Annotated in this window: 17 protein-coding genes and 2 pseudogenes; 9 read left to right on the forward strand and 10 right to left on the reverse strand. The window is 57.0% G+C overall.

Going from position 1 to position 21,643, the window contains the following annotated elements; genetic code table 11:
* Window positions 1–188: 188 nt before the first annotated feature.
* Together CAter10_RS04195 and CAter10_RS04200 are read right to left on the reverse strand one after the other, a co-directional pair.
* Complete coding sequence (locus CAter10_RS04195) at window positions 189–1,322, reverse strand: branched-chain amino acid ABC transporter substrate-binding protein (RefSeq protein WP_417924709.1); 1,134 nt, start codon at window positions 1,320–1,322, stop codon at window positions 189–191.
* Window positions 1,323–1,723: 401 nt separating this feature from the next.
* Window positions 1,724–2,872, reverse strand: coding sequence for a branched-chain amino acid ABC transporter substrate-binding protein (locus CAter10_RS04200; protein WP_061532412.1), 1,149 nt, complete (start codon window positions 2,870–2,872; stop codon window positions 1,724–1,726).
* 175 nt (window positions 2,873–3,047) lie between these two features.
* Between CAter10_RS04200 and CAter10_RS04205 the strand changes: the two genes are divergently transcribed.
* Window positions 3,048–3,557 (forward strand): Lrp/AsnC family transcriptional regulator, encoded by a 510-nt coding sequence (locus CAter10_RS04205; RefSeq protein WP_061532413.1) that lies wholly within the window; start codon window positions 3,048–3,050, stop codon window positions 3,555–3,557.
* Window positions 3,558–3,739: 182 nt separating this feature from the next.
* Here the strand turns inward: CAter10_RS04205 and CAter10_RS04210 are convergent, their stop codons facing one another.
* From CAter10_RS04210 to folD, 6 genes are all read right to left on the reverse strand, one after another.
* Entirely contained in the window at window positions 3,740–5,056 is a 1,317-nt protein-coding gene (locus tag CAter10_RS04210) for a D-amino acid dehydrogenase (protein ID WP_061532414.1), read from the reverse strand.
* Window positions 5,057–5,193: 137 nt separating this feature from the next.
* Window positions 5,194–5,598, reverse strand: a complete 405-nt coding sequence (locus CAter10_RS04215; protein WP_061532415.1) for a hypothetical protein — start codon at window positions 5,596–5,598, stop codon at window positions 5,194–5,196.
* 10 nt (window positions 5,599–5,608) lie between these two features.
* Complete coding sequence (locus tag CAter10_RS04220) at window positions 5,609–6,034, reverse strand: DNA polymerase III subunit chi (RefSeq protein ID WP_061532416.1); 426 nt, start codon at window positions 6,032–6,034, stop codon at window positions 5,609–5,611.
* A gap of 85 nt (window positions 6,035–6,119) precedes the next feature.
* On the reverse strand, window positions 6,120–6,725 hold the full coding sequence (locus CAter10_RS04225) for a glutaredoxin family protein (protein ID WP_061532417.1): 606 nt from the start codon (window positions 6,723–6,725) through the stop codon (window positions 6,120–6,122).
* 75 nt (window positions 6,726–6,800) lie between these two features.
* Window positions 6,801–8,885, reverse strand: coding sequence for a M3 family metallopeptidase (locus CAter10_RS04230; RefSeq protein ID WP_061532418.1), 2,085 nt, complete (start codon window positions 8,883–8,885; stop codon window positions 6,801–6,803).
* 5 nt (window positions 8,886–8,890) lie between these two features.
* Window positions 8,891–9,736, reverse strand: a complete 846-nt coding sequence (folD, locus tag CAter10_RS04235; RefSeq protein WP_061532419.1) for a bifunctional methylenetetrahydrofolate dehydrogenase/methenyltetrahydrofolate cyclohydrolase FolD — start codon at window positions 9,734–9,736, stop codon at window positions 8,891–8,893.
* 286 nt (window positions 9,737–10,022) lie between these two features.
* Here folD and gshA point away from each other — a divergent pair, with 286 nt between their 5' ends.
* The 3 genes from gshA (at window position 10,023) to CAter10_RS04250 (ending at window position 12,908) form a co-directional block, all read left to right on the forward strand.
* Window positions 10,023–11,609, forward strand: coding sequence for a glutamate--cysteine ligase (gshA, locus tag CAter10_RS04240; protein WP_061532420.1), 1,587 nt, complete (start codon window positions 10,023–10,025; stop codon window positions 11,607–11,609).
* A gap of 258 nt (window positions 11,610–11,867) precedes the next feature.
* Window positions 11,868–12,242: a MarR family winged helix-turn-helix transcriptional regulator gene (locus CAter10_RS04245; RefSeq protein WP_269465491.1), complete on the forward strand. Its 375-nt coding sequence runs from the start codon at window positions 11,868–11,870 to the stop codon at window positions 12,240–12,242.
* 240 nt (window positions 12,243–12,482) lie between these two features.
* Window positions 12,483–12,908, forward strand: a complete 426-nt coding sequence (locus CAter10_RS04250) for an organic hydroperoxide resistance protein (protein WP_061532422.1) — start codon at window positions 12,483–12,485, stop codon at window positions 12,906–12,908.
* 68 nt (window positions 12,909–12,976) lie between these two features.
* Here the strand turns inward: CAter10_RS04250 and CAter10_RS04255 are convergent, their stop codons facing one another.
* A complete protein-coding gene (locus CAter10_RS04255) occupies window positions 12,977–14,947 on the reverse strand; it encodes a methyl-accepting chemotaxis protein (protein WP_061532423.1) in 1,971 nt (656 codons plus the stop codon).
* A 41-nt stretch (window positions 14,948–14,988) separates the two neighbouring features.
* Window positions 14,989–15,258 (reverse strand): hypothetical protein, encoded by a 270-nt coding sequence (locus tag CAter10_RS04260; RefSeq protein ID WP_061532424.1) that lies wholly within the window; start codon window positions 15,256–15,258, stop codon window positions 14,989–14,991.
* Window positions 15,259–15,285: 27 nt separating this feature from the next.
* Here CAter10_RS04260 and CAter10_RS04265 point away from each other — a divergent pair, with 27 nt between their 5' ends.
* The 5 genes and pseudogenes from CAter10_RS04265 (at window position 15,286) to CAter10_RS04285 (ending at window position 21,606) form a co-directional block, all read left to right on the forward strand.
* Entirely contained in the window at window positions 15,286–16,908 is a 1,623-nt protein-coding gene (locus tag CAter10_RS04265) for a methyl-accepting chemotaxis protein (protein WP_061532425.1), read from the forward strand.
* Between the two features lie 216 nt (window positions 16,909–17,124).
* The gene (locus CAter10_RS04270) at window positions 17,125–18,948 is read left to right on the forward strand and encodes a methyl-accepting chemotaxis protein (RefSeq protein WP_061532426.1); all 1,824 of its coding nucleotides are present in this window, start codon (window positions 17,125–17,127) and stop codon (window positions 18,946–18,948) included.
* 37 nt (window positions 18,949–18,985) lie between these two features.
* Window positions 18,986–19,855: a CheR family methyltransferase gene (locus CAter10_RS04275; RefSeq protein ID WP_061532427.1), complete on the forward strand. Its 870-nt coding sequence runs from the start codon at window positions 18,986–18,988 to the stop codon at window positions 19,853–19,855.
* Window positions 19,852–20,522 (forward strand): annotated as a pseudogene (gene cheD, locus CAter10_RS04280) (chemoreceptor glutamine deamidase CheD). Before CAter10_RS04275 ends, cheD begins: the two are co-directional and overlap by 4 nt.
* Window positions 20,519–21,606 (forward strand): annotated as a pseudogene (locus CAter10_RS04285) (protein-glutamate methylesterase/protein-glutamine glutaminase). Before cheD ends, CAter10_RS04285 begins: the two co-directional pseudogenes overlap by 4 nt.
* The last annotated feature ends 37 nt before the right edge of the window (window positions 21,607–21,643 follow it).

Below are 21,643 nucleotides of genomic sequence, written 5' to 3' on the forward strand. Positions count from 1 at the left end.
TCGCAAAGCGCTTTTATATGTTTTTTTATTAATTTTGCCGATTGATATGCGTAATTCATCCACGCCGGTAGTTGTGGCGTCGACCTGATGCAGTATGTGCCTGCCATGGCACGTCTTACCAAAATAAAAAAGCGTCCCGACCCACGGGCCGGAACGCTTTTTGCAGAACGGTGCGACGCTTTCCGATCTTACTTGGTAACGGTCAGCAACGTGCGCTTGCCATCCTTGTAGGTGTACAAGGTCAGCGTACCGTCCTTGATGTCGCCCTTGGCATCGAAGGCGATCATTCCGGTCACGCCCTTGTGATGGATCTTAGCCAGTTCCGGCAGGTACTTTTTCGGATCGGCCGAATTGGCCTTTTGCATCGCCTCGACCATGGCCATCACCGAGTCGTACGAATACGGGGCATACAGTTTGACTTCAGCATTGAATTTCTTCTGATAGGCTGCCTTGAAATCGTCCAGGCCTTTCTTTCCGGACTCCTCCACACCGCCGGCTTCAGCGCAAACCACCTGATCGTTGATCAGGCCGTCGCCGGCCAGCTTGCCCAGTTCCGCAGTGCACATGCCGTCGCCGCCCATGAATTTGGCCTTGATGCCGAGTGCTTTCATCTGGCGCAACATCGGGCCAGCAACCGCATCCATGCCGCCGAAGAAAATCACGTCCGGGTTCTTGGCTTTGATCGATGTCAGGATGGCGTTGAAATCGGTTGCCTTGTCGTTGGTGAACTGGGTGGCGACGATGTTGACGCCGGCGGCTTTCGCCCCTTTGGCAAATTCTTGCGCCACGCCTTGGCCGTAGGCGGTGCGGTCGTCGATAACCGCGATATTTTTTGCATGCAGGGAGTTTGCCGCATAGCGTCCCAGCGTACCGCCCAACTGGCCGTCATTGGCAACCACGCGGAACACGCTGTTGAAGCCTTGCTGCGTGTATTTCGGGCTAGTGGCAGCAGGCGAGATTTGCGGGATGCCGGCGTCGTAATAGATCTTGGAGGCGGGGATCGTGGTGCCGGAATTCAGGTGGCCAATCACGCCGTCGATTTTTGCGTCGACCAGTTTTTGTGCTGCCGCAGTGCCTTGCTTTGGATCGGAAGCGTCATCTTCCGCCAGCAGGACGAATTTGACTTTCTTGCCGCCGAGCGTGACGCCCTTGGCGTTCAATTCCTCGATCGCCATCTTGGCGCCGTTTTCCATATCCTTGCCAAGATGTGCGGAAGGGCCGGTGACCGGGCCGACGTGGCCGATCTTGATGATTTGTTCTTGCGCGTACGCCGAGGCGGATGCGGCCAGGGCCAATGCGATTGCTGCAGTTAGCGGTAACATTTTGTTCTTGATCTGCACTGATTGATTCTCCTAAGGATAAATTTCTGAAGCTGTTGGCATTGCTGTTCCACCTGTTCGATGGGCGGAACATGCAGACGTTACAACAAAAAAAAATGTTCGGAAAGAATTTTCCTGTGTATTTGGCAATACCCGTGCATATCGTATGGATAATCGACGGCTGAGGGAGGTTGGGGGGACGGAGGACGAAGGACGAAGGAACTGATACGTACGCACCATTGCGGCGCTCCGTCATTGCGAGGCCACGACTTCATTTGATTGCATGGCGCGTGGGAAAAAACTTGCGGACCCCATCAGTTGACGGAAATAAAAAAGCGTTCCGGCAATCAAGCCGGAACGCTTCTGGTGTGCTGCTACGTATTGCTACGTATTGCGCGAGACGATTATTTTGTCACGGTCAGCAGTGTGCGTTTGCCATCCTTGTAGGTGTACAAGGTCAGCGAACCGTCCTTGATGTCGCCCTTTGGGTCAAACGAAATCATGCCGGTCACGCCCTTGTGGTGAATCTTGGCGAGTTCTGGCAGATATTTCTTCGGATCGGACGAGCCGGCTTTTTGCATGGCGTCAACCATGGTCATCAGCGCATCGTATTCATACGGTGCGTAGATCACGACTTCCTGGTTGAATCTCTTTTGGTAAGCCGCCTTGAAGGCTTCCAGTTCGGCCTTGCCTGCATCAGGTACGCCGCCAGCTTCGGCGCAGACTACCTGATCGTCTTTCAAGCCGGCGCCAGCCAGCTTGGCCAGCTCGGTGGTGCACAGGCCGTCGCCGCCCATGAACTTGGCTTTGATGCCCAACTGATCCATCTGACGCAGCATCGGACCGCCGACAGCATCCATGCCGCCGAAGAAGATCACGTCAGGATTCTTTGCCTTGATTGAGGTCAGGATGGCGTTGAAGTCGGTCGCCTTGTCGTTGGTGAACTGAGTCGCCACGATGTTGGCGCCGGCTTTCTTGGCGCTCTTGGTGAACTCTTCAGCAACCCCTTGGCCATAAGCGGTACGGTCATCGATCACGGCAATATTCTTGCCCTTCAGCGTATTGACTGCATAGCGACCCAGTGTGCCGCCGAGCTGGCCGTCGTTGGCAACCACGCGGAAGGCTGTGTTGAAGCCTTGCTGGGTGTATTTTGGATTGGTGGCGGAAGGCGAAATTTGTGGAATGCCGGCATCAAAATAAATCTTGGATGCAGGAATCGTGGTGCCGGAGTTCATGTGGCCGATAATGCCCTTGATCTTGGCGTCTACCAGTTTCTGCGCGGCTGCAGTGCCTTGTTTCGGATCGGAAGCGTCGTCCTCTGAAGCCAGTACGAATTTCACCAGCTTGCCACCGATCTTGGTGCCCTTGGCATTCAATTCCTCGATCGCCATCGTCGCGCCGTTCTCATTGTCCTTGCCGATATGGGCGTTAGGGCCTGTGAGCGGGCTGACTTGGCCGATGGTGACAACTTCTTGTGCCGAAGCCGAGCCTGCAAAGGCGAAAGCCATGGCAATTGCACCAGCCAACGGAATCATTTTGATCTTGTTCTGCATGAATGTCCTCCTGAGGATTTAAAATAAAACAAAGCTATAACAGTTTTACTATCCGCTGCTTATTAACTACGCATTCAGTGCCCTGAATAAAGCAACGTTACAACATAAAAAACGCTTCGCATAGCGGTTTTTTGCGAATTATTGAAACAGTCGGATCACACCTCAAAAAGATGGTATGAGCAAACATCACACGCTAGACAAAGTCGACCGGAAACTCCTCAACTTGCTGCAGCGCGACAATCAAATGCCGACCCGGACGCTGGCCGATAAAGCACACATTTCCCAACCAACCTGCCTGCGTCGCCTGCGCGATTTGCGTGAGGCCGGCATCATCAGCGCAGACGTCTCGCTGGTTGATCCCTTTGCCCTCGGCTACGGCATGCTGGCTTTCCTGGAAATCTCGCTGAATAACCAGTCCGACGAGCATATGCAGGAATTTGAGCTACGCATGAACAAGGAAGCCGAGGTCATGCAGTGCTATTTCGTTTCCGGCGATTACGATTATTTCCTGGTCGTGCATGTGATCGATATGGATGCCTATTATCAATTCGTGCGGCGAGTCATTTCCGGTTCAGGCAATGTGCGTCATTTCCAGTCCCGTTTTCCGATGAAGCGCGCCAAATTCGTTACCCGGGTTGCATTTGATGAAAAGCCGGCGACGGTTCAAGTGCGTGTCGCCAAATGATGCACTCGAACAGTGCGCCTATTTGCCAAAAAATGCGCTCCGACTGATTCCCTGTCACCTATACGCAAAAAGCGCGCCATGCCGTTGGCGCTGGAAATTTTGCCAGTGCAGGTGCGAAAAAAAAGACCGATGCTGGCAACAGCATCGGTCTTTTTTCATTCACGCAGCAACGGTTGCGCTGCTCATGCTTCTACAGGACGCGGCAGAATCAATGGACCCGGCGTTTGTCGCGGCATGCCGGTAAAGGCGAAATCGACTTCCGGCCGGCGGCCGGAAACAATCTCGGCGATTGCGCGGCCCGAGCCGCAGCCCATGGTCCAGCCGAGGGTGCCGTGGCCGGTGTTGAGGAACAGGTTGCTGATCCTGGTCTTGCCGATGTATGGCACGTTGGATGGCGTCAATGGACGCAAACCGGTCCAGTAAACCGGATTATCGTAATCGCAGCCGTCGGGGAACAGTTCGCGGGTGCGGCGCGTAATCGCTTCGCAGCGGGTGGTATTGAGTTCGCGTGTGTAGCCGTTCAGTTCGCAGGTGCCAGCAACGCGCAGGCGGTCGCCCAGGCGCGATACCACCAGCTTGTAGCCATCGTCGGTCAGCGATACGGTTGGTGCGGCATCCGGATTGGTGATCTTGTAGGTGGCCGAATAACCCTTGCCCGGATAGATCATCAGCTCGATGCCGAGCGGTTGCAGAAGTTGCGTCGAGAAGCTGCCCATGGCGACCACGAAAGCGTCGGCGTGCAAGACTTCATGGCGGCCGTCCGGATTAATGATTTCGACGCCGGTGATTTTGGCGGCGGCGCCGCTACCTTCGGTGATCAGGCGCGTGATGCTGGTGTTGTAGCGGAAGTTGACACCGGCTTCGGCAGCCTTGCCGGCCAAGCCGGAGGTGAACTTGTAGACATCGCCGGATTCATCGGTGGCAGTGAAATCGCCGCCGACGATCTTGTCGCGGATGCGCGCCAGCGCCGGCTCGATCTTGACCACTTCATCGGCGCTGATGGAATCGCGCTGGCAGCCCAGGTCGCGCATCAGTTGTGCGGCCGGTAGCGAGATGTCGAATTCTTTTTGGTCGGTGTAGAAATGCAGGATACCGCTGGTCAGGCAATCGTAGTCGATATTGGTTTCAGCGCGCACCGCTTGCAGCGTTTGGCGACTGTATTCGCAGATGGCGACGATTTGGCGGATGTTGTCGTTGGTGCGTTTTGGCGTACATTCGCGCAGGAAATTCACGGCCCATTTCCATTGCAGCCACTCCGGACGGAAGCGATACAGCAGTGGCGCATCTTCCTGCCCCAGCCACTTCAAGACCTTCATCGGCGCTTGCGGATTAGCCCAAGGTTCGGCATGCGATACCGAAATCTGGCAACCGTTGGCAAAACTGGTTTCCTGTGCTGCGCCGGGCTGGCGTTCGATCACGGTGACATCATGACCTTCCTTGTTCAGGAACCATGCGGATGTGGTCCCGATAATGCCAGCGCCCAATACAATTACTTTCATCTCATCTCCAAGTACCACCATTTACGATAGCGCTATTGTAAGAAAATCGAGATTTTTTAGGCGATCAAAATCTGGCTCAAAAATTTTACTTTGAACTATAGATCTGTAATTTATGACTGAAAATCAAAAAAATAGTCTTACAAATTTTGTTTTTGCAATTTCACCAATTCCAGCGATACCGCTCGGCAAATAACTTCGTCCAAGGTCTGGTGCAAGCCTTCCCGGATTTGCGCCGCCATGCCTTCGACTGCGGTCTGCAACACGTCGGCCAGGCCGTCGCGTACTCGTTGTTCAATCACGAAATCGATGCGGTCCTGCAACTGCTTCAACACCTTTTCCTGGACTTCGGTCGCCAGGCGCTCCCAGTCCTGCCGGCTCAGCGTCGGCTCCTGCCGGGTTTGCGGCAGTTCAAAATGATCGGACTCGATGACCGGCAATACCGGCGCCGTCGGCGGGGTATCGATAATGTCGGTCAAAGTCGGTAACGGCTCAATGACCTCGGTCAACAAAGGGATATTGGCGTCAAGTTTGCCGTTGTTCATGGGGCGTTCCTCATACATTGTCGGCAACAAAATGCGTCAGCGGATAACCTCGCTGCTGATAAAAACGGTAACGCTCGCGACCGTCGGCCACGTCGGCGGCATCGAGCGAGATGATTTCAAACATTCTTTCGAAGCGGGCAAAATGCTGCGGCGTCTTGCCGGACAGGTTGACCAGAATCTGGTGATGCGGCAGCTCGGTTGCCTCGTCGACGGCGAGGATGATCGGGGTTTGCGCCGCCAGCGGATCGCCGGCCGCGACGTGCGGCAGGAAATCGTGTTCGGAAAAGGTCCACAAGGCGCGGTCCAGTGCGGCCTGGTCTTCGGCGCTATTGCACAATATGACGATCTGACGCTGGGCCGAACGGGCTTTACGCACCAGTCGGCATGTGTACAGGAATTTGTCCGAAATATTGGTGTGGAAGTCGATTTGCGTCATGAATAGAGGTGTCTGGCTGTGGCGTAACAGCCGGCGCGGCGCCCGGCAAGGATCGTTTCATCCTACGCCAGGCGCCGCGCCAAGCTTAAAATCGGAAGCCGGGCGGCGCATTGCCGGCGGCTGGTGGCGCATCGGTGCTGACAGTTTCGGCGGCAGTGCCGGCAGCTTTCTCTGCCGGCTTGGCGCTTGGCGCTGCAGCGACCGGCGCTGCATTGCGATAGCCTTTCGGCAAGCGATTGCTTTGCGGATAGCCGGCTGAAGTCAGCGTTGTGTTCCAGGAGCTGCTATCGAAACCGTTTTGCTTGTCGCGGCCGACAATCAGCACGGGCAGCTGGTCTTCACTGGTGATTCTGCGTAGAGCTGCGATGTCCTCATTGCTTTTTATGGTCTTTTCGGTGAACGGAATGCCGCGCCCGGTCAACAGTTTGCGGCCATCGTCGCACGGAATGCATTTATCTGAACTATATAAGGTAACCGGGCTGTTTTTCACCGCCTGCGCCAGTTCATACGGCAGAGGGTCGGTGTCGCCGCCGATGCTGCCGGTCTTTTTCTGCACCACGTTGCCGGTTGCCGGCGGCGTGTCGCTATAGGTCACTTTGCCGTCGGGACCGGTGGATTTGTACAGTTGCGCCTGCGCGCTGGTCGCCAGCAGCAGAAACGCTAGTGAAAAAAACGGTGCAGCAAATTTCATCCTCTTCCCCTCATAGATAGATTCATGGAATCGCCGCCATCTGGCGGATCAGCTGTCAGATAAATAACTGGTGCTTCAGGTGGCCGTGGCCATGCCGCTATGCCGCAGCAAGGCATCGATGCTCGGTTCGCGTCCGCGGAATGCCCTGAACGATTCCAGCGCCGGCCGCGAACCGCCGACCGCCAGGATTTCGTCGCGGAACTTGCTGCCGGTGGCGGCCGAAACGACATTGCCGCTGCTGGTTGCGGCTTCTTCAAACGCACCATAGGCATCTGCCGACAGCACTTCAGCCCACTTGTAGCTATAGTAGCCGGCCGCATAGCCGCCGGCGAAGATATGGCCGAACGAATGCTGGAAGCGGTTGAATGCCGGCGGCGTGACGACCGCGATCCGGGCGCGCACCTGGTCGATCACTTCCTGCACGCTTTGCTTGCCGTACGGATCATAGTCGTCATGCAGGCGCATGTCGAACAGTGAAAATTCGACCTGGCGCAAGGTTTGCAGGCCGGACTGGAAATTCTTGGCGGCGATCATCTTGTCATACAGCGCACGCGGCAGCGGCTGGCCGCTTTCCGCTTCGGACGTCATGTGTTGCAGCACATCCCACTCCCAGCAGAAATTTTCCATGAATTGCGATGGCAATTCGACCGCATCCCATTCGACGCCGGAAATCCCGGATACGCCGATCTCGTCGACCTGGGTCAGCATGTGATGCAGGCCGTGACCGAATTCGTGGAACAGCGTGATCACTTCGTCGTGCGTGAACAGGGCCGGCTTGGTCTTGCCGTCAATGACGGCGGGCGCGGTGAAGTTGCAGGTCAGGTAGGCGATCGGGGTCTGGATATCGTTGCCTATCCGGCGCCGGGCACGAGCGTCGTCCATCCAGGCGCCGCCACGTTTGCCGTTACGAGCGTACAGGTCAAGGTAGAACTGGCCGATCAGTTTGCCGTCTTTTTCAATCCGGAAAAATTTGACGTCGGGGTGCCACACTGAAGCCTGGTCGGCGCTGATGTCGACCGAAAACAGTTTTTGCACCAGGTGGAACAAGCCTTCGATCACGGTCGGTTCCGGGAAGTATTGCTTGACCTCCTGTTCGGAGAACGCATAGCGCTGCTCACGCAGTTTTTCGGCGGCGTAGGTCAGGTCCCAGGCTTCCAGCGTTTCCAGCCCGAGTTGCTGCTGGGCGAAGGCGCGCAGCTCGACCAGATCCTGCTCGGCGAATGGGCGGGCGCGGCTGCCCAGGTCTTCGAGGAAGTGGATCACTTCTTCGGAAGTCTTGGCCATCTTGCGCACCAGCGACAGTTCGGCGTAATTCTTGTAGCCCAGCAGCTTCGCTTCTTCGTTGCGCAGGCGCAGGATCTCGACGATATTGGCGCTGTTGTCCCACTCCGGCTTTTCGCCCAGCTCGGAAGCCTTGGTGGCGTTGGCGCGGTAGACGGTTTCGCGCAGCGCGCGGCTATCGGCGTATTGCAGGATCGGGAAGAAGGAGGGGAAGTGCAGCGTGAATTTGTAGCCGTCCTTGCCGTCCTGTTCGGCGGCGCTGCGCGCGGCTTGCCGCACATCGTCGGGCAGGCCGGCCAGTTCGGCTTCGTCGGTGACGAACAAGCCGTAGGCGTTGGTGGCGTCGAGGATGTTTTCCGAGAAGCGGGTGGTCAGCGCCGCGTGTTTTTCCTGGATGGCGGCGAAACGGGCTTTCTTGTCGGCCGGCAGTTCGGCGCCGCCCAGGCGGAAATCGCGCAAGGCGTTGTTGACGATCTTGCGCCGTGCCGTCGACAACGAGGCGAAATCGAGATGGTTCTTGATTGCCTTGTATTTATCGAACAAGGCCAGGTTCTGCGCCAGCGCGGTCCAGAATTCGATCAGTTTCGGCTGGTTTTCGTTGTACGCAGCGCGCAGTTCCGGTGTGTCGGCTACCGCATTCAAGTGACTGACAATGCCCCAGGCACGGCTCAATTTCTCGGTCACGTGTTCCAGTGGCGCAACGAAGTTGTCCCAGGTGGCGGCGTCGGTCGAGGCTTCCAGCAGGGTAACGACGGTATGCGCTTGCTGCAGCAGGGCGCTAATTGCCGGCGTGATGTCGGCCGGCGTGATGCGGTCGAATTGCGCCAGGCCGGTGAAGTCGAGCAGGGGATTGCTGGCGTTGATTGCGGTAGAGGTCATTACAGTTAGATTCTTTCTGCAGCTTCGATGGTGTTGACGAGCAGCATGGTGATGGTCATCGGCCCGACGCCGCCCGGCACCGGGGTGATATAGCCCGCGACCTCCTTGGCGTTAGCGAAATCGACATCGCCGCACAGCTTGCCGTTGTCGTCGCGGTTCATGCCGACGTCGATGACGACGGCGCCCGGTTTGACCATGTCGGCGGTGACAATGTTGCGCTTGCCGGTGGCGACCACCAGGATGTCTGCCATGCGCGTATGCAGGCCGAGGTCGCGAGTCTTCGAATTACAAATGGTGACGGTGGCGCCTGCTTGCAAGAGCAGCATCGCCTGCGGCTTGCCGACGATATTCGAGGCGCCGACGACGACAGCGTGCGCGCCGCGTACCGGATAGTCGATCGATTCCAGCATTTTCATCACGCCATATGGCGTACATGGGCGGAATAGCGGCTGGCCGGTCATCAACAGCCCGGCGTTGCTGATATGAAAACCGTCAACATCCTTTTCCGGCGCGATCGCTTCGATCACCTTGTGCGAATCGATATGCGCCGGCAGCGGCAACTGCACCAGGATGCCGTTGATCTTCGGATCGGCATTCAGGGCGTCGATACGCGCCAGCAGTGCTGCTTCGGTCAGGTCGGCTTCGTATTTTTCCAGCACCGAATACAGGCCGTTGTCTTCGCAGGCCTTGACCTTGTTGCGCACATACACTTGCGAGGCCGGGCTGTCGCCGACCAGGATCACCGCCAGGCCAGGTTGCTTGCCTTGGGCGGTCAGTGCGGCGGCGCGCTTGGCGACGTCAGCGCGCAGTTGTTGGGAGAGGAGGTTTCCGTCGATCAGTTGGGCTGGCATAGTAGGAGCAATCGAAAAATATGAGCAAAGCAGGATTATAAGGGGTGAGCGCCCTATAAATTTGCGCCGTTGGGGCTTCGTTGCGGATTTATTGAATATTGTTTATTTGGCATGCATGAGGTGCTGGCTGGCGTGGCGCCTGATTGTCAATTGCGCGTCGGGCGGCATCCAACGCGTTCTTTCATTTTCGGCTATTCTCGCCTTCTACGACCCGGTTACGGGCAGCAATAAAGTCAGAAAGAGGCCCTAAGGGCGACACGACAAATTTGAAAAAAAGGATGCTGAATTGACTGATCATTACACACGCCGGCTGGCGCTGCTCGGGCAGGAGCAGCACCGCGGCTTGCTGGAACAGGGCTTGCGCGGCATCGAACGGGAAACCTTGCGCGTTGACGCCAACGGCCGTCTGGCGCTGACGCCGCACCCGCGCGCGCTCGGTTCGGCGCTGACGCAGCCGCAGATCACCACCGACTATTCGGAATCGCTGCTGGAGTTCATCACGCCGGCCGAGCATGACATCAGCACTGCATTGAATGAACTGGATGCGATCCATCGCTTCGTCTATTCCAAGCTAGGCGACGAATTGCTGTGGAGCCAATCGATGCCGGCGTCGCTGCCGGCTGAGGAACAGATCCCGATCGCCTGGTACGGCACATCGCACATCGGCATGCTGAAGCATGTGTACCGGCGCGGCCTGGCGCTGCGCTACGGTAAGCGCATGCAGTGTATCGCCGGCATCCATTACAACTACTCGCTGGCCGAAGGCGTGTGGCAGGCTTTGCAACAGGCTGAAGGCGCTGTCGGCACGGCGATGCATTTTCAGTCTGAAAGTTATATCGCGCTGGTGCGCAACTTCCGCCGCTACAGCTGGTTGCTGATGTATCTGTTCGGCGCGTCGCCGGCCTTGTCCAAATGTTTCCTGGACGGTCGCAACCACCGCCTGGAAGAACTGGATAAAGATACGCTCTATCTGCCGTATGCCACCAGCTTGCGCATGAGTGATCTCGGCTACACCAGCGAAGCCCAGGCGCGCCTGACACCGCAATTCAACAGCCTCGACAGCTATATCAAGAGCCTGGCACGGGCGGTCAGCCAGCCTTATCCGCCGTATGCGGAGATCGGCACCCACCGCAACGGCGAATGGGTGCAGATCAACACCAATATCCTGCAGATTGAAAATGAGTATTACTCGACCATCCGTCCGAAACGCGTGATCAACACCGGCGAGCGACCAATTCAGGCGCTCTCGGCACGCGGCGTGCAATACATTGAAGTGCGCTGCATGGATATCGATCCGTTCGAGCCGATGGGCATCAATCTGGAGACTTCACGCTTTCTGGACGCCTTCCTGCTGTTCTGCGCGCTGGACGACAGCCCGCTTACCAGCGACGAGGAAAGCCTGGAGAATGTCGAGAATTTCTCGCGTGCGGTCAAGGAAGGGCGTCGTCCCGGCTTGCAATTGCGGCGTGACGGCAATCCGGTTTCCCTGCAAGCCTGGGGCCAGGAACTGCTGCAGCGGATCGCTCCGGCGGCGGCCTTGCTGGATGCCCAGCGTAGCGATGGCGTACATGCGGCGTCGCTGGCGCAGCAGGCCGTCAAGCTGGAATCGCCGGAACTGACGCCGTCGGCACGCGTGCTGGCAATCCTGCACGAGAACCAGGAGTCGTTCGCCAGCTTCGCGCTGCGCCAGAGCAAGGCGCACGCTGCCTATTTCCTGGCGCATCCGCCCAGCCCGGAAGAGCGCAATTATTTCGACACCATGGCAGCCACATCGTTGTCCGAACAGGAGAGCCTGGAGCGTACCCAGACCGGCGATTTCGATACCTTCGTGGCGGCGTATCGGGCCAGCACGCTGGGAAACATGAGCGTCTGATTCAAGACAAGGCTGCGGTGGAATTGCCGATCCGCATTGGGGCTGTTGACAGGCCCAATAGGGATTGGCAATTCCATCGATAGTTTTAAATGTGGATTAGATTGCTTGCAATCTAATTTTGAGCTATGTATTATTCAGGACATGGAAACGAACAAACTTCAGCAGCCGGGCGAGAAACTTCCTTCCGATACGTTCGGAGCGGAAAGTCTGTTGCTGGATAATCAGCTGTGTTTTGCACTGTATTCGGCGTCGCTGACCATGACCAAGATATACAAGCCGCTACTGCAGGAGCTGGGGCTGACCTATCCGCAGTATCTGGTGCTGTTGACCTTGTGGGAGCGAGACGATGTGACCGTATCTACCTTGGGGGAACGTCTGTTTCTCGATTCGGGTACGTTGACGCCGTTGCTCAAACGGCTGGAAGCCGGCGGATTGCTGCGACGCCAGCGGGCTGTGAAGGATGAGCGGCAGGTGATTGTCAGCCTGACCGACGCCGGCAGGAAGTTGCGTCAGCAGGCGCAGGCGATACCGCAGGAAATCAGTTGCAGTGTCGGCTGTTCGCTTGATGAGGTAAGGGCGCTGACCAAGGAGTTGCACCGGCTGCGTGCCGCGATGGCGAGCAATATTGGGTAGGGCTGTCATGCCCTTGTTTTGCGATGTTACATATATTGTGAGCAATGTAATTGTGCAATCTATTTTTTGCATTGCCTTGTTTTACCAATTTATCGATTTACTGATGTTTAAAGCTGTATTGCTGTATTGCTGTATTCATTGTTGCGTCATTTAAGTGTTGTACCTTTTTATCCGGATCATCAGTACGGCCGACTGAATTGATCCAAAGGATTTCTCAAGCGGCCATTAAAGGAAATAATCATGTCGATCGAAAAAGTTCTGTATCAAGCCCAAGCTACCGCAACCGGCGGGCGCGATGGCCGTGCCATCTCCTCCGACAAGGTGCTGGACGTTCAGTTGGCGACACCGAAGGAACTGGGCGGCGCCGGCGGCGTGGGCACCAATCCTGAGCAATTGTTTGCAGCCGGTTACTCCGCATGCTTTATCGGCGCAATGAAATTCGTAGCATCGCAAGAAAAAATCACGTTGCCTGCAGATTTGTCGATCACTGGCCTGGTTGGCATCGGCGTGATCCCTGGCGGTTTCGGCATCGAAGTCGAACTGCAGATCTCGTTGCCAGGCATGGATGCCGGCGCTGCAGAAGCGTTGGTCAACAAGGCGCACAAGGTTTGCCCTTACTCCAACGCCACGCGCGGCAATATCGACGTTACGCTGACCTTGGTGTAACTGGGTCAGTGAATTGCGACGGCACTGCTGCCGTCGCAGTTTATCGTGGCGGATGATGACGGCAGCAATTACGCCAGCTTGAATACGCTGGCCGTTTGCGCCAGTTGTGCCGCCTGATCCTGCAGGCTTGCCGCTGCCGCTGCAGCTTGCTCGACCAGCGCAGCATTCTGTTGGGTGATGTCGTCGATGTGACCCATCGCCAGGTTGATCTCTTCAATGCCGCTGCTTTGCTCGTTGGTGGCGACCGTGATTTCGTGCATGATGTCGGCAACCCGTTTGACTGCGGCTACGATCTCTTGCATGGTTTGTCCGGCTTCATCCACCAGTTGGCCGCCCGAGTCGACTTTCTCTACCGAATCGTCTATCAATCCTTTGATTTCCTTTGCTGCGGCTGCCGAGCGTTGCGCCAGGTTGCGCACCTCCGTCGCCACGACCGCAAAGCCACGACCTTGTTCTCCAGCGCGCGCCGCTTCGACCGCCGCATTGAGGGCCAGGATATTGGTCTGGAAGGCGATGCCGTCGATGACGCCGATGATGTCGACAATCTTGCGTGAGCTGTCCTTGATCGCACCCATGGTGCCGACCACCTGATTGACCACCCGGCCGCCGGCAAGCGCCTGATCCGATGCGCTCACCACCAGTTTATTGGCGTGTTGGGCGCTGTCGGCGCTTTGCTTGACCGCAGAGGTGAGTTGTTCCAGGGAGCTGCTGGTTTGTTCCAGCGAACTGGCTTGCGATTCGGTGCGCGCCGAAAGATTGGCGTTGCCTTCAGCGATTTCCTGCGAGGCGCGCGCCATCTCGTCTGTGCCGTGGCGAACATTGCCAATCACGCCAGCCAAGCCCTTGCCAATACCGTTGATGGCTTGCTCCAGTCGGCCGATTTCATCGCTGCGATCTGTCTCCAGAATTGCTGTCAGATCGCCGCTCGCCAGCCGCTGGGCGGCTTGCTCGACGCGTTCAAGCGGACGGCTGACATTATTGCGTATTAGCCAGTACAGCGCTGTCACCATGATGAAAACTGCTGCTAGCCCGAAGAGGGCGTTGCGATTCCGCAGCGTGGTGATGTCCTGGGTCAGTTCTGTCACATCCTCGCTGCCAGCAATCACCCAGTTCCAGTTCTTGTAGAAGGCAAATGCGGTGATTTTCTCAGCACCGGCAGATTTGCCGTTGGCATCGGCCAGGGTATAACGCATATTGCCTTGCTTGCGTTCCAGGATATCCTTGATGAATTCACGGCCATCGCTATCCTTGAGCGCCAGCACATTCTGTCCTTCGCGTTCTGGATCGACGACCAGCTTGCCGAAGTCCTTGCCTGGATTCGCATTGAGGACGTGGAAATAACCTGTCTTTCCCAGCTTGACCGAGCGGATGCGCGCCTTCAGCGCGTCGATGTCCTGGCTGATGTCGACGCCGACGAACAGCGCACCGACTACCTTGCCGGCTTCATCCCTGATCGGATCATAAGCAGTCATGTATTCCTTGCCGAACAGCGCGGCGCGTCCGATATACGATTGTCCTCCCTGCAGGCTGGCATAGCCCGGATGCGCGTGATCAAGCACGGTGCCGATCGCGCGTTCGCCGTTCTCCTTCTTGAGAGATGTTGATATGCGAATGAAATCCTCGCCGGTCTTCAGGAAAATCGTGGCGACCGCGCCGCTGGCTGCGGTAAAGCGATCGGCAATGGAGAAATTCATGTTGATCATCTCATTGCCGCTCTTTAATGCGGGCGTGGCTTTGCCTGCTACCTCCACGCTGCTACCTGGATCGACAGAGAATTTGCCAGGGAAATAACTGGCCAGCAGCGATCCGAAGCGATTGGCTTCGCTCTTGTGGCTGCTGTCAAAGGTATCCAGCATTTCGACCATCGTTTCGGTGCGGCCGGCAATATCGAGTGCTCCTCTCTGTTCCATCAGCTTTGCGGTGGAGCTGGCGCTGGCCCAGCCATAGGCAACAAAAATTGCAGCAACCAGCAAAAAGGTCAGCAGGCAAAGCTTCACGCCTACGCTGAGATGACGGATGTTGAAGACATTGTTATTCATTTACCACCCTTTATTTTTGTTTGATAGATAAACCTCGCTTATCACGAGCGTTCCACGCCGTCGCTACAGAACAAGTCGTTCCCATTCATGACGACACGCGAACGGCGTCCTGCCGAAATGCCGGCAATCAGACTTATTAACGACAAATTTTTCCAGTATTGAAGGTCTGGCAAGACCGGGATCGATGCGAATTGCACCTTTTTCACCCTCAAGAAACGGTTGTAGATGCCGTTAACACGTGCAGGATCGGGAACATGAAGAGAGACTTCGGCCCAGATCTTGCCGTTGGGCGAAGCGTCTTTGCGCGTCACTAAAACTTCTAATCTGAAAAGAAAATCATGACCTGGTTCTACAACTTGAAAATCGCGACCAAGCTGCTACTGTCGTTTTCCCTGATATTGATCCTGACCATCGTGCTCGGCGTGACCTCGATTGGGCAGCTTGGGCAAGTCAACGCCACCACTAAAGATATCAGCAGCAACTGGCTGCCCAGCGTGCGGGTACTGCTGACCCTGAAGAGCAACCTGGCGTTGTTGCGCAATATCGAAATGCAGCATGTCATGTCGAATGACGTGGCGGACATGGACGGCAGCGCGAAATTCATCAGTGACATCAAGGTGAATCTGCAAAAGAACATGACCGACTATGCGCCAATGGTTACTGAACAGGAACGGCCAGGATATGAAAAGTTAAAGGAACATTTTCCGGCATATCTGGAATTGGACAAGAAGGTGATTGAAGAGTCGCGCATGTTCAAGAAGGACGATGCGTTGAAAGACATTCGTGGCGACTCCCTGGCGGCCATCGTCGAGCTGGACAAGGAAGTCGAGGCATTGGTAAAGATCAATTCCGACGGTAGCGATCAGGCAGCCAGGCAGGGCGAAACCATCTATACATCAGGGCGTAACTGGATCATCGGCTTGATGATGGTCATGGTAGTGATCGGCTTTGGCCTGGCGCTTTGGATTGCGCGGGTCGTTTCACGACCGCTGGGGTTTGCGGTGGAAGTTGCGCGTCGCGTCGCCGACGGCGACCTGACTGCCGACATCGAAGTCAGATCCAGCGATGAGACCGGCCAGTTGATGCAAGCCTTGAAGGACATGAACGAGAGCCTGCAAAAAATCGTCGGCGAGGTGCGTGGCGGTACCGACAGGATCGCCACCGCCTCCGGCCAGATTGCCGCCGGCAACCAGAACCTGTCGCAACGGACTGAGGAACAGGCCAGTTCGCTGGAAGAAACTGCAGCTTCGATGGAGCAGCTCACATCAACTGTCAAACAGAATGCCGACAATGCCAGCCAGGCCAACCAGCTTGCGGTGTCGGCCTCAGAAGTGGCGATCCATGGCGGCAGCGTGGTGACCCAGGTGGTCAGCACGATGGGTTCGATCAACGCCTCTTCGAAGAAGATCGTCGACATCATCGGTGTGATTGACGGTATTGCCTTCCAGACCAATATTCTGGCCCTGAACGCGGCAGTCGAGGCGGCGCGTGCCGGAGAACAGGGCCGCGGGTTTGCGGTGGTAGCGGCGGAAGTGCGCAACCTGGCACAACGTTCGGCCGCCGCCGCCAAGGAAATAAAGGCGTTGATTGACGATTCTGTGGAAAAAGTCGGGGTCGGCACCAAGCTGGTTGACCAAGCCGGCACTACGATGGATGAAATTGTCGCCAGCGTACGGCGCGTGACAGACATCATGGGTGAGATCACGGCTGCCAGCCAGGAGCAAACCGCAGGCATTGAGCAGATCAACCAGGCCATCAGCCAGATGGATCAGGTAACCCAGCAGAATGCAGCGCTGGTGGAAGAGGCTGCAGCGGCCGCCGGCAGCTTGCAGGAACAGGCCAGCACGCTGGCCAGCGTGGTGAGCGCTTTCAAGCTGGAACGGACACAGATGACGGCGCAGGCTAAACGCGTGATAGATATCACGCCGCATGCGCAGATGCTGCAGAGCAGGGCGGCGTAAGCGTTGCGATTGATCGCAGTGACTTTGCAGTTGAACGCCTGAGGTTCCGTCAACACCGGCTGATGGCGTAAAGAAGCGGCTCTTTGGTCCGCTTTTCAAGGCATCGGAATGCTGTCTGAGTACATATATTGCACTGTGGACAGCTGCCGCCAAACCAAGTTAATCGAGGACTGTCGTCATGAGTTGCAGTTTAGCCATTGTTGAAGGCAGGTGGAAATGAACAAGTTGAGCTTGAGAAAAAAATTGCTGGCGGTGCTGGCAATCATGTGGGTCGGCCTACTTGTGCTGAGCGGCTGGTCGGCTCTGAATATGCGCGACACCATGCTTGCGGAACGCAAGGACGGTTTGAAGAACCTGGTGGAAACGGCAAGCGGAATCGTCAAGAGCTACGCTGCCGATGTTGCCGCCGGCAAGATGGATAAAGAGCAGGCGCAGGAAGAAGCGTTGAAGCGCATCCTGGCGATGCGTTACGGCAAATCCAATTATGTCTTCGTGGTGGATTCGCGGCCGGTGGTGCTGGCACATCCCACCTTGCCGGAATTGGTTGGCAAGAGTGTCGGGGAGCGCAAGGATACTCGCGGAAAATTGTTTTTCCGTGAGATGACCAGTTCCAGTAAGGAAAAGGGTGAAGCATTTGTCGACTACGTGGCGCAGGTGTCGCCCGACAAATACGGCTCAAAAATCAGCTATGCCAAATATTTTCAGCCATGGGATTGGCATCTGGCTTCAGGTGTCATGCTGGACGACGTCGACGTTGCATTTTATGCCAATGTCAGGATGCAGTTGGCGATCCTGTTCGTCATAGGACTGGGTGTTTCTGCACTGATGCTGCTCGTCATCCGCAGTGTCACCAACAGCTTGGGCGGCGAACCGGTTTATGCCGCGGATATTGCCAGCCGTATTGCCGATGGCGAACTGGACGTGCATGTCGAAGTGGATGACAAGCACGGGCATAGCTTGTTGAACGCGATGCGCAAGATGCAGCAGCAACTGGCGACAACGGTGCGGGAAATCAGGGACGGTAGCTTCGCAATTAGCGGTGCCTCCCGTGAAATTGCGGCGGGTAATGCGGATTTATCGGCGCGTACGGAGCAGCAGGCCGCATCGCTGGAGGAAACCGCCGCCAGCATGGAGCAATTGACCGCGACGGTAAAACAGAACGCCGACAATGCCCGCCAGGCCGGTCAGTTGGCTCAAACTGCCTCCGATATAGCGGCCAAGGGCGGTGCGGTGGTCAGCCAAGTGGTTGACACCATGTACGGGATTACCAGCAGTTCGCGCAAGATTGCCGACATCATCGGCGTGATCGACGGCATTGCCTTCCAGACGAATATTCTGGCCTTGAATGCCGCGGTGGAGGCAGCCAGGGCAGGAGAGCAGGGACGCGGCTTTGCCGTCGTTGCCGGCGAGGTGCGAACGCTGGCGCAACGCAGCGCCCAAGCAGCCAAAGAAATCAAGGAGCTGATCGATGACTCGGTGAGTCGGGTCGATTCCGGTTCGCAACTGGTCGACCGCGCCGGCGAGACCATGGACGAAGTGGTGCAGGCGGTCAAGCGGGTCACCGACATCATGGGCGAAATCTCCGAGGCATCAGCTGAACAAAGCAGCGGTATCGATCAGATCAACCAGGCGGTGATCCAGATGGATCACGTCACGCAACAGAATGCTGCGCTGGTCGAGCAGGCCTCTGCCGCCGCCACCTCTCTCGAAGAGCAGGCGTTGCGCTTGCAGCAGGCCGTGTCGGTATTCCGCCTGCGGGATAACGCGGCAGGGGGCGAAGCGCGGCCCGCGTCGCGTCATGCGGCTGTGCTGCACGTGGTGCGGTCTGGCAGTGTGAACCATGCGGCTGCGCAGGAAAAATCCGAAGGCCACAAGATAGTCCTCGCCAAGCATTCCAAACCAAAGCACAAGACAGGTGTAAAGCCTGTTTCCAAACTGGCGCCGATCAAGCATGCGGCAGCAGCCAAATTGCCCGTTCAGTCGACATCTTCGCCGGCATCGCGCAAGGCCGCCGCTGATGACGACTGGCAGACATTTTGAGGTCGGCAATATTGCGAATCATGTAAAGGCGCATTGAATGACAATCAAATCGAATACCCGTCCCGTCGCATCAGCGGCACGCGATTTCCTGCTGACGGATAGCGATTTTTCCAGGGTGCGCGCGCTGATATATCAACGCGCCGGCATTGCCTTGGGTGAACAGAAGCGGGAGATGGTCTACAGCCGTTTGTCTCGTCGCTTGCGCGAACTTGGCATGAGCGATTTCACGTCTTACCTGGCGCAGCTGGAAGCGCAACACGATAGTGCGGAGTGGCAATCGTTCACCAATGCGTTGACGACCAACCTGACCGCTTTCTTTCGTGAAGCGCACCATTTTCCATTATTGGCGGAGCACGTCAAAACCTGCGCGCAACCTGTCACGATCTGGTGTTCTGCGGCCTCCACCGGCGAGGAGCCTTACTCAATTGCGATGACGCTGATCGAGGCGCTTGGCAATCGTGCCGGCAATGCCAGCGTGATCGCTACCGATATCGATACCCAGGTGTTGGAAAAGGCTGCGACCGGGATCTACACCATGGAGCAGGTCAGCAAACTGCCGCAGGAAAGGCTCAAGCGATTTTTTCTGAAAGGCAGTGGCGCCCGCGCCGGGCAGGTCAGAATCAGGCCGGAAGTCGCGGCCATGGTGAAGTTCGGGCAATTGAACCTGCTGGCGCCGCAATGGGGATTGAAGGAGCCGTTCGACGCCATCTTTTGCCGCAACGTCATGATCTATTTCGACAAGCCGACACAGAACAGGATACTGCAGCGTTTCGAGCCATTGATGAAGCCACATGGCTTGCTGTTTGCCGGACATTCCGAGAATTTCTCCTATGCCAGCCAGCCATTCCGGTTGCGCGGCCAGACCGTCTATGAACTTGACGCCAAGCGCGGGAAGGGCGTCGCATGATGTCGATGGCAGAAGAGTCGGTGGCAACACATCACTATTACGACCGTGAATTCGACAGTGTCGCGGTGAAGCTGCTGCCCAACGAATATTTCGTTACCTCCGACGACATGGTGCTGAGCACCGTGCTCGGATCTTGTGTCGCGGCTTGCGTACGCGACAGCACGGCCGGCGTAGGCGGCATGAATCATTTCATGCTGCCCGACGATGGCAGCAGCGGTGGCAAGGAAGCTTCCGCTTCGATGCGTTATGGCGCCTACGCAATGGAAATGCTGCTCAATGAATTGCTGAAGGCAGGCGCCCGACGCGATCGACTGGAAGCCAAGGTGTTTGGCGGCGGGCAGTGTTGGCGAACATGACAATGCTCAATATCGGCGATCGCAATGCCGAGTTCGTGTTGCGCTATCTACAGATGGAACAGGTACGGGTCGCTGCCCAGGATTTGCGCGGCAGCCTGCCGCGTCGCGTCAGCTACTTTCCGCGCAGCGGCAAGGTGATGGTGCGCAAGCTGCATCGCATGAATGAAGCGGTGCAGGTACAGCAAGATGAACAGAAACTGGTGACGGCGCTGACGCAGCAGCCGGTGCGCAATAAAGTGGAATTGTTCGATACGGCATTCGACAAGGCGGCACGCAGGAAAATTGCCAATCAAAGCAGGGGAAGTGTATGAGCCAGAACAAAATTAAGGTGCTGTGCGTGGACGATTCGGCGCTGATACGGAGCCTGATGACGGAAATCATCAATAGCCAGCCGGACATGACCGTGATTGCAACTGCGCCCGACCCATTGGTAGCGCGCGATCTGATCAAACAGACCAATCCGGATGTGTTGACGCTGGATGTCGAAATGCCGCGCATGGACGGTCTCGATTTCCTGGAGAAATTGATGCGGCTGCGGCCGATGCCGGTGCTGATGGTGTCGTCGCTGACTGAGCGCGGATCGGAAATTACCCTGCGCGCGTTGGAGTTGGGGGCCGTCGATTTGTTACCAAGCCGCGCCTTGGGATACGCGAAGGCCTGCTCGAATATACCGATCTGATTGCTGACAAGATCCGCGCCGCCGCGCGTGCACGTCTGCAGCCCGCGCGCCGCCCAGCAGGCGGCGTAACTGCCGCCGGTGCGGTGGATTCGGCACCGATGCTGCGCAGCCCTTTGCTGAGTACCGAGAAACTGATCATCATCGGCGCCTCCACCGGTGGCACCGAAGCGATCCGCGAGGTGCTGCAGCCGCTGCCGCCCGACAGCCCAGGAATCATGATCGCGCAGCATATGCCACCTGGTTTTACCCGTTCCTTTGCGCAGCGCCTTGACGGTTTGTGCCGCATCACGGTCAAGGAAGCGCAGCATGGCGAGCGGGTGTTGCCTGGTCATGCCTACATTGCGCCGGGCGGTTTTCACCTGTCGCTGGCGCGCAGCGGCGCCAACTACGTTGCCCACCTGGATGAGGAGCCGCCGGTCAACCGGCATCGGCCGTCGATCGACGTATTGTTTGATTCGGTCGCCAAGCACGCGGGCAAGAATGCGATTGGTGTGATATTGACCGGCATGGGGCGCGATGGCGCCGCCGGCTTGTTGCGCATGCGCCAGGCCGGCGCTTACACGCTGGCGCAGGACGAAGCCAGTTGTGTCGTGTTCGGCATGCCGCGCGAGGCGATTGCGATGGGGGCGGCTAGCGAAGTGGCAGCCATCGGCGAGATGAGCCAACGGGTGATGACTCGCCTGATGTCCTTCGGCGAGCGTTCGAATCGCGTGTAATTCGTTTCTTACCCTGCGTTTTTCATTTGTTCTGCCG

Source organism: Collimonas arenae, assembly GCF_001584165.1.
Taxonomy (GTDB): Bacteria; Pseudomonadota; Gammaproteobacteria; order Burkholderiales; family Burkholderiaceae_D; genus Collimonas; species Collimonas arenae.

Excerpts from the sequence above, each read along its gene's own strand:
- CAter10_RS04195 (WP_417924709.1), bottom strand. The coding sequence starts at position 1,322 with ATGTTACCGCTAACTGCAGCAATCGCATTGGCCCTGGCCGCATCCGCC.
- CAter10_RS04200 (WP_061532412.1), bottom strand. The coding sequence starts at position 2,872 with ATGCAGAACAAGATCAAAATGATTCCGTTGGCTGGTGCAATTGCCATG.
- CAter10_RS04205 (WP_061532413.1), top strand. The coding sequence starts at position 3,048 with ATGAGCAAACATCACACGCTAGACAAAGTCGACCGGAAACTCCTCAAC.
- CAter10_RS04210 (WP_061532414.1), bottom strand. The coding sequence starts at position 5,056 with ATGAAAGTAATTGTATTGGGCGCTGGCATTATCGGGACCACATCCGCA.
- CAter10_RS04215 (WP_061532415.1), bottom strand. The coding sequence starts at position 5,598 with ATGAACAACGGCAAACTTGACGCCAATATCCCTTTGTTGACCGAGGTC.
- CAter10_RS04220 (WP_061532416.1), bottom strand. The coding sequence starts at position 6,034 with ATGACGCAAATCGACTTCCACACCAATATTTCGGACAAATTCCTGTAC.
- CAter10_RS04225 (WP_061532417.1), bottom strand. The coding sequence starts at position 6,725 with ATGAAATTTGCTGCACCGTTTTTTTCACTAGCGTTTCTGCTGCTGGCG.
- CAter10_RS04230 (WP_061532418.1), bottom strand. The coding sequence starts at position 8,885 with ATGACCTCTACCGCAATCAACGCCAGCAATCCCCTGCTCGACTTCACC.
- folD (WP_061532419.1), bottom strand. The coding sequence starts at position 9,736 with ATGCCAGCCCAACTGATCGACGGAAACCTCCTCTCCCAACAACTGCGC.
- CAter10_RS04245 (WP_269465491.1), top strand. The coding sequence starts at position 11,868 with ATGACCAAGATATACAAGCCGCTACTGCAGGAGCTGGGGCTGACCTAT.
- CAter10_RS04250 (WP_061532422.1), top strand. The coding sequence starts at position 12,483 with ATGTCGATCGAAAAAGTTCTGTATCAAGCCCAAGCTACCGCAACCGGC.
- CAter10_RS04255 (WP_061532423.1), bottom strand. The coding sequence starts at position 14,947 with ATGAATAACAATGTCTTCAACATCCGTCATCTCAGCGTAGGCGTGAAG.
- CAter10_RS04265 (WP_061532425.1), top strand. The coding sequence starts at position 15,286 with ATGACCTGGTTCTACAACTTGAAAATCGCGACCAAGCTGCTACTGTCG.
- CAter10_RS04270 (WP_061532426.1), top strand. The coding sequence starts at position 17,125 with ATGAACAAGTTGAGCTTGAGAAAAAAATTGCTGGCGGTGCTGGCAATC.
- CAter10_RS04275 (WP_061532427.1), top strand. The coding sequence starts at position 18,986 with ATGACAATCAAATCGAATACCCGTCCCGTCGCATCAGCGGCACGCGAT.